General features: G+C 36.0%; 15 protein-coding genes. 14 read left to right on the top strand and 1 reads right to left on the bottom strand.

All coding sequences use genetic code 11. From position 1 onward, the window contains the following. Positions 1-79 precede the first annotated feature (79 nt). The 14 genes from prfA to ACH2CJ_RS08550 all read left to right on the top strand — a co-directional run bounded on the left by prfA (position 80) and on the right by ACH2CJ_RS08550 (position 11,405). On the top strand, positions 80-1,159 hold the full coding sequence (gene prfA / locus ACH2CJ_RS08615) for a peptide chain release factor 1 (RefSeq protein ID WP_394992102.1): 1,080 nt from the start codon (positions 80-82) through the stop codon (positions 1,157-1,159). Positions 1,160-1,262: 103 nt separating this feature from the next. After that, entirely contained in the window at positions 1,263-1,853 is a 591-nt protein-coding gene (locus ACH2CJ_RS08610) for a non-canonical purine NTP diphosphatase (protein ID WP_394992100.1), read from the top strand. 200 nt (positions 1,854-2,053) lie between these two features. Then, on the top strand, positions 2,054-2,899 hold the full coding sequence (locus ACH2CJ_RS08605; protein ID WP_394992098.1) for a helix-turn-helix domain-containing protein: 846 nt from the start codon (positions 2,054-2,056) through the stop codon (positions 2,897-2,899). Between the two features lie 95 nt (positions 2,900-2,994). Continuing rightward, positions 2,995-4,626, top strand: a complete 1,632-nt coding sequence (pruA, locus tag ACH2CJ_RS08600) for an L-glutamate gamma-semialdehyde dehydrogenase (RefSeq protein WP_394992096.1) — start codon at positions 2,995-2,997, stop codon at positions 4,624-4,626. A 132-nt stretch (positions 4,627-4,758) separates the two neighbouring features. After that, complete coding sequence (locus ACH2CJ_RS08595; RefSeq protein WP_394992094.1) at positions 4,759-5,451, top strand: sulfite oxidase-like oxidoreductase; 693 nt, start codon at positions 4,759-4,761, stop codon at positions 5,449-5,451. Between the two features lie 144 nt (positions 5,452-5,595). After that, positions 5,596-6,951 carry a S41 family peptidase gene (locus ACH2CJ_RS08590; protein WP_394992093.1) on the top strand — a complete coding sequence of 452 codons (1,356 nt, stop codon included), beginning with the start codon at positions 5,596-5,598 and terminating at the stop codon, positions 6,949-6,951. Between the two features lie 51 nt (positions 6,952-7,002). After that, the gene (locus tag ACH2CJ_RS08585) at positions 7,003-7,440 is read left to right on the top strand and encodes a hypothetical protein (RefSeq protein WP_394992091.1); all 438 of its coding nucleotides are present in this window, start codon (positions 7,003-7,005) and stop codon (positions 7,438-7,440) included. After that, entirely contained in the window at positions 7,394-8,149 is a 756-nt protein-coding gene (locus ACH2CJ_RS08580; RefSeq protein ID WP_394992089.1) for a helix-turn-helix domain-containing protein, read from the top strand. The genes ACH2CJ_RS08585 and ACH2CJ_RS08580 overlap by 47 nt, the downstream gene beginning before the upstream one ends. 103 nt (positions 8,150-8,252) lie before the next feature. Next, complete coding sequence (locus ACH2CJ_RS08575; protein ID WP_394992088.1) at positions 8,253-9,368, top strand: acyltransferase family protein; 1,116 nt, start codon at positions 8,253-8,255, stop codon at positions 9,366-9,368. 99 nt (positions 9,369-9,467) lie between these two features. Next, positions 9,468-10,295 (top strand): hypothetical protein, encoded by an 828-nt coding sequence (locus ACH2CJ_RS08570; RefSeq protein WP_394992086.1) that lies wholly within the window; start codon positions 9,468-9,470, stop codon positions 10,293-10,295. After that, positions 10,267-10,476, top strand: a complete 210-nt coding sequence (locus ACH2CJ_RS08565; protein WP_394992085.1) for a hypothetical protein — start codon at positions 10,267-10,269, stop codon at positions 10,474-10,476. The genes ACH2CJ_RS08570 and ACH2CJ_RS08565 overlap by 29 nt, the downstream gene beginning before the upstream one ends. After that, a complete protein-coding gene (locus ACH2CJ_RS08560; protein ID WP_394992083.1) occupies positions 10,473-10,781 on the top strand; it encodes a helix-turn-helix domain-containing protein in 309 nt (102 codons plus the stop codon). Before ACH2CJ_RS08565 ends, ACH2CJ_RS08560 begins: the two co-directional genes overlap by 4 nt. Positions 10,782-10,783: 2 nt before the next feature. Then, entirely contained in the window at positions 10,784-11,233 is a 450-nt protein-coding gene (locus ACH2CJ_RS08555; protein WP_394992081.1) for a DUF6934 family protein, read from the top strand. 4 nt (positions 11,234-11,237) lie between these two features. Beyond that, positions 11,238-11,405, top strand: coding sequence for a hypothetical protein (locus tag ACH2CJ_RS08550; protein ID WP_394992080.1), 168 nt, complete (start codon positions 11,238-11,240; stop codon positions 11,403-11,405). Positions 11,406-11,408: 3 nt separating this feature from the next. Here the strand turns inward: ACH2CJ_RS08550 and ACH2CJ_RS08545 are convergent, their stop codons facing one another. Next, the gene (locus ACH2CJ_RS08545; protein WP_394992079.1) at positions 11,409-14,558 is read right to left on the bottom strand and encodes a WD40/YVTN/BNR-like repeat-containing protein; all 3,150 of its coding nucleotides are present in this window, start codon (positions 14,556-14,558) and stop codon (positions 11,409-11,411) included. Positions 14,559-14,692: the final 134 nt, after the last annotated feature.

Genomic DNA, 14,692 nt, shown 5'->3' with positions numbered 1-14,692 from the left:
AGGTTTATTAAATTTTATAAACAATAATTATCGGTAAATATTTTTAATTGTTTACTGTTAAGTGTTCACTGAGATTACCATGTTAGAGCAATTAGAAGCAATACGAGAGCGATTTGAAGAAGTTTCGCAACAAATGACGATGCCAGAAATAGTATCGGACATGACGAAATTTACTCGCTTGAGCAAAGAATACAAAGATTTAGATAAAATCGTAGCTCAGTTGAATATTTATAAAAATATATTGTCGAACGTGGAGGAAGCTAAAGACATCGTTGCCAACGAAAAAGACGAAGAAATGCGTGAGATGGCAAAAGAAGAATTAGATTCACTTGTACCACAAAGAGATATGTTGGAAGCAGTTTTGAAAGAAATGTTGATTCCGAAAGACCCAAATGATAGTAAAAATGTGATTCTCGAAATTCGTGCAGGAACTGGAGGAGATGAAGCATCAATTTTCGCAGGAGATTTATTCAGAATGTACCAACGTTATATCGAAAAACAACAAGGTTGGTCAATGACTTTGCTCGACCACAACGAAGGAACATCTGGCGGCTACAAAGAAATTATTGTGCAGGTTGAAGGTGATGATGTCTATGGAAAGCTCAAATTTGAGTCAGGTGTGCATCGTGTGCAACGAGTACCTGCCACAGAGTCTCAAGGACGTGTACATACTTCGGCAGCTTCGGTTGCTGCTATGCCCGAAGCCGATGAAGTTGATTTGTCAATCAACATGAATGATGTAAGAATTGATACTTTTTGCTCGTCAGGTGCGGGTGGGCAGTCGGTAAATACTACTTACTCTGCCGTCAGAATGGTGCATATTCCATCAGGAATTACCGTTTCTTGCCAAGATGAACGCTCACAAATCAAAAATCGTGAAAAAGCTTTGTCTGTTTTGCGTTCGAGATTATACGAAATGGAAATGACAAAACATAACGATGCCATTGCCGCCGAACGAAAAGGCTTGATTGGCAAAGGCGACCGCTCGGACAAAATCAGAACTTATAATTATGCACAAAGTCGTGTAACCGACCACCGAATTGGCTATACAGTTTATAATTTACCAACCGTTATGGAAGGAGAAATTGGCGGTTTCATTGAGCAACTTCGCATTGCTGATAATGCCGAAAAAATGAAAGATGGGATGATGACTGTGTAAAAGCACAACTTTATCATGCCCATTGCTGATATAAAAACTTACTCGAAGAATATATAACTTAGGGGTTCAAAATTTTGGACCCCTACACTTTTTTATAATCAAAATGAAACTCTGCCTCGCAACCAACAATACCCATAAAATAGAAGAATTACAATCACTTCTTGGCGAAAAATTTCAATTACAGACTTTAAATGAAATTGGTTGCTTTGACGATATTCCCGAAACATCCGATACTTTTGATGGAAATTCGCTGCAAAAAGCTATGTACATTTGGGAGCGTTTCCAGCTCAATTGCCTAGCTGATGATTCGGGTTTAGAAGTCGATGCCCTTGATGGTGAACCAGGTGTTTTCTCGGCACGTTATGCGGGAACGCCTGTCGCAGGCGAACATGGAAACCATGAGAATAATATGCAAAAACTGCTGAAAAATCTTGAAGGAATCGAAAACCGTTCTGCACAATTTAGATGTGTTATTACCCTGATTACCAATGGAATAGCTCATCATTTTGAAGGAATTATTCGTGGAAAAATTATTCATCAAAAGCAAGGCTCAAAAGGCTTTGGCTACGACCCTCTCTTTATTCCTGATGGCTATGACCGCACATTTGCTGAAATGAATATCGAAGAAAAAAACCCAATTAGCCACCGAGGTTTGGCTGTTGCCAAAATGATTGAATTTCTGAAACAAGCATAAAAAATGAGCGATACAATTGGCATCGCTCATAAAACTCGTCATAGGTAAAAGTATTTCTGATTGTCTTAGAAAGGTAATCAACTTTATTTCAGATGCAAAATTGGAGTAATTTTGATAAAAAAACTATTCCATTATTACCAAATACTTGTGCTTCATTAACATTTTATATATATTTGCTTCATGTATAATGGTAATAAAGCATGAAAGTTGAATACGAAAAAATCTCACCCGATACAGGAAGTTCATTTCGTCTGATTCATTGGAAATCAGAAAACGACCGCTTTTTTTGGCATTACCACCCCGAATATGAAATCGTTTTTGCTAAAAAAGGCTCAGGAAAACTACATATTGGCGAACATTTGACAAATTATGAGGAAGGAGTATTGGTTTTCATCGGACCCGATTTGCCTCATACGGGTTTTGGCTATGGCGTAATAGGCGAACATGAAGAAATAGTTGTGCAACTTCGACAAGATTTTTTGGGTGAAGATTTTATGCAAAAGCCTGAATTACAGCACATTAGAGAACTTTTCGAGCAAGCCAAACAAGGACTTTCTTTTCATGGAAAAGCACGTAAATTGGTTGCGACCAAACTTCAAAAAATGCTCACACTCTCACACTTTGAAAGACTCGTTGAGCTATTAAATATTTTTCATACCCTCGCCACAACCACTGATTATTCAGTGCTAAATACCATCGAAAAACGCTTTGATTTTAGCCACAAAGACGAAGACCGTATCAATAAAGTTTACGAATATGTAGAGAAAAACTACAAACAAAGCATTGATATTCAAGCAGTTGCCGATTTGGCTAACCTTACTGTTCCTTCATTTTGTCGTTACTTCAAAAAAATTTCCCATCTCACTTACACCGATTTTGTAAACGAATTCCGAATCAATCAAGCGTGTCGTTTGTTGTTTGAAAATAAACCTATTGCCGATATTTGTTTTGAGGTAGGGTTTAATAATATTTCGCATTTCAATAAGACTTTTAAGCAGTTGAAAGGCGTGAGTCCGAGAGAGTATAAAACAAAAATGGAAAAATAAAAAATGTAGAGACATAGCGGTGCAATGTCTCTACGGATAATTTCAATTCTTTTCAGTAATTTCGCCATCGAAAATCATCAAAAACTTCATCAATTATGAATAATGCCTTTTTTAAAGTACCAACGCCAATTAATGAGCCTGTTTTGAATTATGCGGCAGGTTCTGCCGAAAAAATTGCTCTCAAACACGCAATTGCCGAAGCTCGCTCTAAAGTCATTGACGTACCGATGTATATTGGTAGCAAATTGGTACATACCGATAATAAAATCAAACTTTCGCCTCCGCACGACCATCAACACTTACTAGGGTATGCCAGTGAAGGTGACGCTTCACATGTAAAACAAGCCATTGATGCTGCTTTGGAAGCTCGTACGGCTTGGGCAAATCTTTCGTGGGAACAACGTGCCAGTATTTTCTTGAAAGCTGCCGACCTATTGGCGGGGCCATATCGTGCAAAAATCAATGCTGCCACAATGTTGGGGCAGTCGAAAAATGCTTACCAAGCCGAAATTGATGCTTCTTGCGAGTTTATCGACTTTTTGCGTTTCAATGTGGCATTTATGCAACAAATTTATACCAACCAACCTGAGTCGGCACGTGGCTTGTGGAACCGTGTTGAATATCGTCCGCTCGAAGGTTTTGTATTTGCCCTTACGCCGTTCAATTTTACAGCAATTGCTGGCAATCTTCCTGCTTGTGTTGCAATGATGGGCAATGTAACTGTTTGGAAACCAGCGTATTCACAAATTTATTCGGCAAATGTAATTATGGAAGTTTTGCGTGAAGCAGGTTTACCCGATGGCGTGATTAACTTAATTTATGTCGATGGCCCAGTGGCTGGTGATGTGATTTTCAAGCACCCAGATTTTGCAGGCATTCACTTTACTGGAAGCACTAAGGTTTTCCAAACAATTTGGCAAACAATCGGACAAAATATCTCGAAATACAAATCTTATCCACGTATTGTGGGCGAAACTGGTGGAAAAGACTTCATAATAGCCCACGAATCGGCAGATGCGAAGGCTTTGGCTACAGGTATGGTACGTGGAGCATTTGAATATCAAGGTCAAAAATGTTCGGCTGCTTCGCGTGCCTATATTCCATCCAACATTTGGGATACGGTGAAGCAACAAGTAATTGACGATTTGAAAGAAATAACAATGGGTGGAACAGAAGATTTCTCAAATTTTGTAAATGCAGTAATTGATGAAAAATCTTTCGATAAAATTGCAGCATATATTGATAATGCTAAGAAAAGTGACAAAGTAACAATCATCGCGGGAGGAAATTACGATAAATCGAAAGGTTATTTTATTGAGCCAACAGTTTTACAAACAATCGACCCCAATTATACAACAATGTGCGAAGAAATCTTTGGGCCAGTACTGACAATCTACGTTTACGAACCAAAAGATTTTGAAAAAACGCTTGAATTAGTTGATGCAACTTCGCCTTACGCACTTACGGGAGCGATTTTTTCGCAAGACAGATATGCCATTGATTTTGCTATGAAAAAATTAGTAAATGCCGCAGGAAACTTTTATATTAATGACAAACCAACGGGAGCAGTAGTTGGTCAGCAGCCATTTGGTGGAGCAAGAGCATCGGGTACTAACGACAAAGCAGGTTCGATTCTAAATCTTTTTCGTTGGGTTCAACCTCGCACCATCAAAGAAACCTTCGTTTCACCAACCGATTATAAATATCCGTTTTTAGGAGAAGAATAAATCTAATTGAGAATGATAGAGTGAGTGAATAATAGAATATTTTATTAAACTATCTGTACGATTTAACTGTTGAATGGTTAATGAATTGCATTTTACTCACTCATTCTATCATTCACTCATTCAAAATTGAAAATGGAAGAACAAACAAAATTAGATCGAATAATAGAGGCGAGAATGAAGTTGAAAACTCGTTTTGAAGAGAAGATGAAAAATACGCCTTCGATGGCAGATGATAGTCCGATGGGAACTGGGATAATCAATCGTCATGGAATGCCACAATTACCCAAAGGACAAACCACAACCATTAAATGGCCAGTGCTCGATTTGGGTTATCATCCCGACATTACGCCAGAGCGTTGGCGATTGACAATTAATGGTGAAGTTGAAAATCCAGTAGTTTTGACTTGGGAAGATTTCATGGCTTTGCCACAAGTAGAGGACACTAGCGATTTTCATTGCGTAACCACTTGGTCGAAAATGGACATGGTTTGGAAAGGTGTTCGCTTGGTTGACCTTGCGGCTTTAGTACAGCCCAAAGAAACGGCTACGCATATTATGTGCTACGGTTACGACACTTATACAACCAATGTCTCACTCGAAGAAGCTCTCAAACCTGATGTTTTGATTGCCCACACCGTCTTTAATGAACCTTTGGCAAAAGAACATGGTGGCCCAGCTCGCATGATTACGCCCCAACTTTACGCATGGAAAGGCTCGAAATGGATAAAAAGAATAGAATTTTTGAATAAAAACAAATTAGGTTTTTGGGAAGAAAGAGGTTATTCAAATACTGCTTATCCTTGGCGAAATGATAGATATAGTTGAGAAGATTTTATGGTTTCAATGAAGAGTCGAATGTTTAGATATTCGACTCTTTTTTGGTAAAAATGAGCTAATCAAACTAATAATTTTATCATGTTGAGCGTTAAAATAAATACATTCTAATATATTCATGTCTTTTTATTTTCTATGCCAAAAACTCTTCTCATTTATTTCTTATTAATCTGTGCGACAGGTTTTGGACAAACTTTTAGTCCAACCGAAATTCATGCAGATTTGGCTTTTTTGAAGGAACGAATCGAGGAAATCCACCCAAATCCATATAAATTTATTGAGCAAAATCGCTTTCAGCAAATTTATGACTCGCTATATCGGGCTGAGAAATCACTATCTGTCAAGCAAACTTTTGCACATTTTCTCACTCTTTCACGTGCTATTCAGTGCGGTCATACTTCTATTTTAGTCGACGAACGATTGATTCGCCCAAATAATGTAAACCCTAAATTCTTGCCAATTGAAGTTGCCATTTTTGACGGCAAAGTTTATGTTTCAAGAAATTTGTCGGAAAACAATTTACTCACAAAAGGAACAGAAATTACGGAAATTGAAGAGATTCCGACAGCCAAACTGCTAAAAAACCTTTCGAAATATACTTTTCAAAATGGCGATGGCAAAAACCTTGATGTTGAGCTATATTACTTGCAACGCAATTTTAGAAGATTACTTTATTTGTTTTTTGATGAACAAGACGAATTACATCTTAAAATCAAAGTAAATAAAGAAGAGAAAAAAGTAAGTGTAAAAACTCAACCTTTGGCGTATCTGAGAGAAATGGAAGCCGAGCGTAATCCTATCAGAAGTGCAGAGTTTTATAAAAACATTTATTTGAATGAATTGGATGCCAAAACTGACATTCTCCGTATCAGGAGTTTTGATGGAAACGAGTTTGAAAATGGCAATTTCAGAAGCGAAATTCAGAATATATTTCAAAAAATAGACAAAAAACAAACAAAAAATCTCATTATCGATATTCGTAATAACGCTGGCGGTGGGCTCGACTATGCAGATGAAGTGCTGAAATATCTGCTTAACAAACCTTATCAGAAATATCAAATAAGCAGTACTTCAAATATTCGAGAAAAGAAAAAAGCTTATGCTTTGAGTCGCTTTTATGAGCCTTCTACTAATTATTTATTTAGTGGAAATATCTATGTTTTAGTAAATGAAGGCACATTTTCGACGGCGGTTTATTTGGCTGCTCATCTCAAAAGTCAGCAAGTTGGCATTTGTATCGGTACAACCTGTGGCGGTGCGGCTGATGGTTCTTCGGCGGGGGATTTTACTTCGTTTACACTACCCAATACAAAATTTACAGTAAATCTGCCGCTTCTAAAGATAGATTACAACGCTACAAAAGCACTACAACTTACGCCCGACCATGAAGTTCACCAAAGTTATACCGATTTTCTAAAAGGTGAAGACACGATCCTTGATTTCACGAAAGAATTGATAAAAGCTTCAAGCAATGATTTAAGAAGAAATTAGCCTTTTATTTTCAAAAATATATTATAAATTTGGGACAAACTACTATCAAAAATGCCCCAAACGCTACCAATTAAGATTGATTTTTATGCTCTCTGGATTTTTCTGGGTATTATTCAAGCCTTATTTTTGGCATACTTTTTTATCGTTAACAAACACGGCAATCGGCTTGCCAATCGTTTTCTTGGGGTTTTATTGCTTGCATTTGCTGCTGCCTTAACCGAGATTTTACTGTGCTACACCAATTATATGTTTTGGGTGATTTGGCTCATTGATTTTGCCGAACCCACCAACTTTATATTTGCTCCACTTATTTACTTATATCACAGAAGTTACCTACAAAAATCCTTCAAAAAGGTTGATTATCTGCATTTTTTGCCTTTTATTTTTTATGTTTTTTACAAAACTATCACTTTTTACATAGTTGGTTTCCCAGCCAAATACAATGCTTACTGGCTCTTATCATCGGTCGGAGTTGGCTCAATTACCTGAAAAAGGCTATTTACCCAACAGTGCTTATATCCTCAGCGATTATGCCAATGAATTGATGTTGATGCAAATGTGCATTTATGTAGTTTTAGGTTTTTGGATGCTAAAAAAAGAAGCTGATAATGAACAGATTTCTTTTTGGTCGAACAAAAATCCAGATTTAGCATGGTGCAGAAAAGGCACGATTTATTCAGTATTGGCAATCATCGTTTTTGTAACTGCTAAACTTCTCTTTGAAAATGATTTAGGAGACCATTTTATTGCAGCCTATCTTACGTTGATTATTTATGGTATCAGTTTTATTTTAATGAGTCAATCTACTTTTTTCGACCAAAAAACTACCAAAAAGTACGTAAAATCTTCGCTGACAAACGAAATTCAAGAAAATACACTCGAAAAATTACAGTCATTGATGCAAACCGAAAAACCGTTTTTGAGTTCTACTTTTTCTTTGCCAATTCTTGCCAAAAAGCTGGCAGTTTCTCAACACCATCTTTCTCAAATTTTGAACGAATCGCTCGGTCAATCGTTTTTTGATTTCACCGCCCAACATCGCATTGAAGAAGCAAAGTTACTACTCAAAAACCAAGAAAATGCTCATTTGAAAATTGAAGAAATTGCCGAAATGGTTGGTTATAATTCTAAATCTGCTTTCAATACAGCTTTCAAGAAAATCACAGGAATGACTCCTTCGGAATTCAAATTGAACTGAAACGATGTTCGAGTTTATCAGAACGAACATCAAAATGATAGGAAAATACTTCAAACCGCCATTTGAAGGCTGATATTTGTCGAAAAAACCAAAACATAGTTTTATGAAAAATCGACAATATTTTATTGACTGGATTAGAGTAATTGCTTTCGGAATTCTTATTTTTTACCACAGCGGAATGTTCTTTGTAAGCTGGGGCTGGCATGTAAAAAACAACGTCATTGCCAATGGTTTCAAGGTTTGGATGGAAATAGTTAATCCGTGGCGACTTTCATTATTATTTTTTATTTCGGGCGTGGGCGTGAGTTTTGCTCTAAAATCTCGCACAGGTTTACAATTTATCGGCGAACGTACTAAAAGGTTGTTGATGCCATTAGTTTTCGGAATGTTTGTGATTGTGCCGCCCCAAATATATTTTGAACGACTTCAAGCACATGATTTTTCGGGAAGCTACGCAGCTTTTTACCCAAGTGTTTTTGAATTTGTAGCTTATCCGAAAGGCAGTTTTAGCTGGCATCATTTATGGTTTGTGGCGTATCTTTGGGTGTTTTCGTTGGTTGCCACTCCCCTATTTTTATGGATTAAAAAAAGTGCCCTTCAATTTCTTAATCTTCAAAAACCAACAAATTCTTTTATAAAAATATTACTATTTACATTGCCGCTCTCAATTACTTATTGGACGCTCTCACAACATTGGAAAATAACCCATAATTTAACAGCCGACTGGTACAATTTTACGCTTTCTCTTTTGTTTTTTATTTACGGCTATATCATTACTAATCAGCAATTTAGTTGGGAAATTATTGAGAAATATCGCAAAGTTTTTTTATCAATTGGTGTATTTCTTATCGTTTTTAGTAAGACTTACGATGCTATATTTGGGGCGATTCCAGAAGATGGTATTGGAATTTTACTATTCAACGGAATCTTGAAAATGTTATTTGTTTGGTGCAACATTTTAGCTATTTGTGGCTTTGCTAAACACTATCTCAATTTCAATAATAACTTTGTAAAATATTCCAATCAGGCAGTTTATCCGTTCTATATTTTGCATCAAACCCTTACGGTTACGATTGGCTATTATATTGCCGATTGGGACATGGCAGACATTCCAAAATTTATGATTTTGGTCGTAGGTACATTTGGTTTTGCATTTTTGATTTATCATTTTCTGATAAAGCCTTTTCGAGTAATGCGGTTGTTGTTTGGGGTGAAGTGAAATACTTTATAACATACATTTTAAAACAAAAATACACCTTTTACTTGTATTTTTGTTTTATGATTTATACCTTTGTACCGAAAATACAAACTAACATAAATGTTTTTAATAGCAAAACGGAGTAAAAAATATAGTTTATCCTTAATTTCTGAAAAATTGAAATTAGAAATTGATGAAATCGCTCAAATCCTTTCAGATGTAGGATTGGATATTTCACCAAGTGCTAATACTTTGATTAATGAAGAACAACTTGATTTTCTTTGTGAGAATTATGCTTTAGATATTCATAGTTTTCAAAATTTCGTATACCTGAATTATCACGCACTGGTAGCTCATATCTTAAAAATTTCGGTAAATAAAGAGTCGAATACAATATCTTATAATTTTCCTAAAATAGTAAATTTTAAGATACGAAAAGCTAAAACTCTAACTGAACATGAACGTTTTTTTCGAAATCAAGACAATTTTTTGGGTCGCCCTTTGAAAGATAGTGTTGTTCAGAATTGTACAACTAATATATTAGAAATACTTGTAAATTTTTTAGAAAAAAAAGAGAGTAGGCAAAAAGAAAATAACCCGAGGTTTTCAGAAGAAGATACTTATGATTATTTCAAACAATCTGATTTACAAACTATTGAAAGAGATAGTGTTATTAAATACAAACAATTAAAAAACCTTTTAAAAAGAATAATAAAAGGAGTTAAAAAGAAGTCTCGTTTTTCTGGAATCAGTATTTTTTTAAAAAGAATCATACCCTTAAATTTATTTCATACATACACCTTTGATGAAGATGATATAAACAGAGTTGCTTTAAACAATTTTAGCTTCTCTAATACATCAATTTGTCAATTCAGAGAAGCTGTTTTTCATAGTATCAACAGTAAAATTCTCATAAAAAATGAAATCAGATTCAGCGGAATTAATTAGAAAAATAGAAAAAAGTAATCTTTCAAAAAAAGATAAAAAACAATTTGTAGATAGTTTAAACAGAGGTGATAATGATGGTTTTCTAAAAAAACTTTTTTATTCACTATCAATTAGCGATAAAATTCTTGATTTTTTTGATGTCGATTTAACAGACATTCTTGATGATATATTAAAACTATGAATATTGGTTCAGCAATTAAAACTTTACGGAAACAAAAGGGCATTTCTCAGAAAGAATTAGCCGAAAAATGTGAAATTTCGGTCAATGCTCTTTGTCAAATTGAGCTAAATAATACTTTTCCACAGAAATCTACTATTCAGAAAGTATGTGAGATTTTGGAGATTCCATCATCTTATCTGCTGTTTTTCTCAATATCAGATGAAGATATTCCCAAGGAAAAAAGATTTGTTTTTAATACACTCAGTTCGACGATCAAAGATTTATTGATGCAAGATATATCGTCTAAATCAGTATCTAATTTTTAGGTATGGAACAACCTTTTTATGAATTTCAGATTTTAGATGATGCCTTTCGTTATGAGTTTTTCAGTACAGGTAAAGGACAAACTATAAAAAAGATTATCATTTACAAAAAGACAGATAGTACACAATTTTACAACTTGATTTTGGCTGACATTATGCCTGATGGTTCTTTAAGCGTTACAAATGTTTCTAATAATGATGACATGGAAGCTATTTTAGCAACTGTAGCACAAACTATGCTTATATTTTTCGAAAAATATAAAAGAGCTATAATACTTTTTTCAGGAAGCACAGCAGCAAGAACAAGGCTATATCAAATTGCGATAAGTAGGGAATTTGATAAGGTTTCCGATATTTTGAATATATTTGGCATACTTGGTGGAGAAGAGGCTGAGCCTTTTCAGAAAAACAAGAATTATATTGGTTTTGCTATTTCACAAAAAAGTAAAATTTAATCAAATGAAAACAACTCTCAAAAGACATCACTTAATTGAAAGAAATACTTTGAAGATAAACAAAAAGGGTGAGTTCAAGAATTTAGAACAACTTTTTGAGGCAAAAGATAAACGTTTCAATGAAGTTTTTCAAAACCTTGATTTTGAAAAACTTCGTGAAAAAATGATTTAAATTTTACCTTTCAGGCACAATCAAAGCAGGAATGGCTTTTTGTTTATACATTTCGTTAAACTTGGCTACTTCCACATTAATTAATTTGTCTAAAACTGTTTTTTGTGTTGCCCATTCTTTTGTTAGGTCGTTTAGGCGAGTGACTGAACCAGCGGTTGGGCGTGGGTCGTGTACATCTACACGGTTTTTGAGGTCTAATAATTCAGCATTTAGGCGATTATAAAAGTTAATTACGTCTTGAAAAGTCTCTTGTTTAGGCGTGATCAAATTTTCTTCCCACAGCGTAATTTTCTTCAAAACGACTTTTCCAGTATCAATTAAAGCAGTCATATCTTTATTATCTTTCAATAATGCTGTGATATTTTCGATTTGGCTCTTGACTTTTCTCATTCTATTAACCGAATTGTGTATGTCTTTGGTTTGCTCTTCAATTTTACTAAGCATCATTTGTTGAGCATCAAAATCAGCTTTCATAGCTTTCAAACGCGGGTCAGCAATAATGGTAGCTTCGGTCATTGAAGTATCTTTTTCGGCAATTAATCTTACTTTAAAAGTGTTTGGAGCAACCAACGAGCCTCTATAATCGCCATTCACAAAAACCTTGCTTATTCCAGCTATTCCCTCATTTCGCATATCCCAAGCGAAACGATTAATACCTTTTTTACTTGGAATAACTGGTTTTTCGACTGGTCCACCTTCATAACGTTGAAAATTTGCATCTTTTTTATTGTCATAAGTTCTGATGACATTGCCTTGGTTATCAATTACTTGCAAAACTACTTTCAAGCTATCCATGTCTTTTGTCAAGAAATAATCTAAGATTACCCCGTTCATCGGATTTTGTCCTAAACCTGGAATCGCTTCAGGTGGAGTTTGCGAATCAAATCGTACTGTATTTTTAGGTTTGTAAATTTTAGCTTTATTTTCGGTTTGAAGATTTTCTGATTGCTGTAAAACTGCCAAATCATCTAAAATCCAAAAGGCACGCCCTGCCGTAGAAGCTACTAAATCATTGTCATGTACAACCAAATCGGTAATAGGTACAACAGGGAAATTCAATTGTAATTTCTGCCAGTTTTCACCTTGATTGTACGAAATATAAAAGCCCAATTCCGTGCCGCAATAAAGTAAACCCTTGCGTTTGGGGTCTTCTCTCACCACTTTTGCAAAACTCTCATTTTCAATGCCTTGAGTAATTTTTTTCCAAGTTTTGCCAAAATCTTTTGTAACATAAATCAAAGGCGTAAAGTCGTTGAATCGGTATTTGGTGGCTACTACATAAGCTGTTGCGGGGTCGTGCGGCGAAACTTCGATGCTGTGTATCAGGCATTCGTCTAAATCTTTTGGTGTAACATTCTGCCAAGTTTTACCATCGTCCTGCGTCAAATGCATTAAACCACAATCACTTCCTGTGTATAAAACACCCTCTTTATGCGGCGAAACAGCAATATAAGCCAATGTATTATAAACTTCGCCCCCTGCACCTTCGTTGGTGTACGGCCCACCGCCATCTTCTTGTTTGGCTTTGTCATTTCGAGTCAAATCACCACTAATTACTTGCCAGTTTTGACCATTGTCACTACTTTTCAAAACCACATTTCCACCGTGATAAATTGTACCATTTTTAAAAGGAGAAGCCATAATTGGGGCATTCCAGTTAAAGCGATATTTTTGGTCTTTGGGTTTCACAGCCAATCCAATGTGCGGATACGCCATCACATCTTTCGCAATGCTAGTTTTTGTATCAAAAACCTCAATATTTCCTTGATAACAACCCCCGTAAATTACTTGCGGGTCGTTAGGATTATCGAAAGCAATATAAGCCGACTCGCAACCTGGCCCTGTAAACCAATCTTGCCAACCAATTCCTGTACTATTAGTTCGTGAAGCAGTGCCAAGCGAAGAATTATCTTGCTGACCGCCATAAACGTAATAAGGAAAACGGTTGTCGGTAATTACTCGATAAAACTGTGCAGTAGGCTGATTTTGTTGAGAACTCCAACTGGCACCGCCATTATACGAAATATTTGCTCCACCATCATTGGCATTAATCATGATTTGGTTGTTGGCAGGATTTATCCAAAGGTCGTGGTTGTCGCCGTGTGGTACTTTTACAGGAGCAAAACTTCGTCCGCCATCGCTTGATTTTAGGAAAGGAGCATTCATCACATAAACCAAATCAGCATTAACTGGGTCGGCAAAAATTTCGATATAATACCATGCTCTTGCCACCGTTAGGCGTTGTTTGGAAGACTGTGTCCACGTTTTTCCAGCATCATCACTTCTATAAACGCCAGCTTTATCACCTTCCGACTCAATATTGGCATAAACCCGATTGGAGTTTGCTCTTGAAACAGAAATGGCTGCTTTGCCCATATTTTTTGGCAAACCATCAATCATTTTTATCCAATTATCGCCCCCATCAACCGATTTATATAAAGCACAACCTACTCCACCGCTTTCAACTTTCCACGGATAGCGACGATGTTCCCACATGGCTGCATACAAAATTCTTGGATTGTTCATATCCATGCTCAAATCAGCACAGCCAGTGTTGGCATCAACACTAAATATTTTTTGCCAAGTTTTACCACCATCGCTTGTGCGATAAATGCCTCGTTCTTCGCTCGAACCGTGCAAAGCACCTTGAGCAGCTACATATACTAAATCAGGATTTTGTGGGTGAATTCTGACCGCTGCGATATGACGAGTTTTCTCTAAACCAATATTTTTCCAAGTTTTTCCTGCATCGCTTGATTTATAAATCCCATCACCGTGCGAAGTCATTACGCCACGCACAGGATGCTCGCCCATACCAACATAAAGTACATTTGGGTCAGACTCTGCCACTGAAACAATTCCAACTGATCCAGTTTTAAGCTGCCCGTCAGAGATATTTTTCCATGAAATACCGGCATCTTCTGTTTTCCAGATTCCTCCACCCGTTGAGCCAAAATAATAAGTCATTGGGTTTTGTTTTACACCCGTTGCAGTAACGCTTCGTCCACCCCGAAAAGGTCCAATGTTTCGCCATTTTAGCCCTTTATATAAGTCAGCGTTAAATGTATTTTGAGTTAGTTGAACAGTGTTTTTTTGTGCGACGACACCATCCAGAATAATGATTGAAAATAATAGAAATAGAATAGCTCTCATAGTTTGATGATTAGGTTTAGAATAATGAGCTAAAAATAGCTATATTTTTAATTGAATGGTTGAATCAAGGGGTTTTTATCTTAAAATCTGTATTGAAACTCCAATCAATTAGAAAATGAATGATATAAAAACTA

It is taken from the genome of Emticicia sp. (genome assembly GCF_043780375.1).
Lineage (GTDB): Bacteria > Bacteroidota > Bacteroidia > Cytophagales > Spirosomataceae > Emticicia.
Note: the sequence above shows the minus strand (reverse complement) of the source record. Positions and strands in the feature narration are given on the sequence as shown.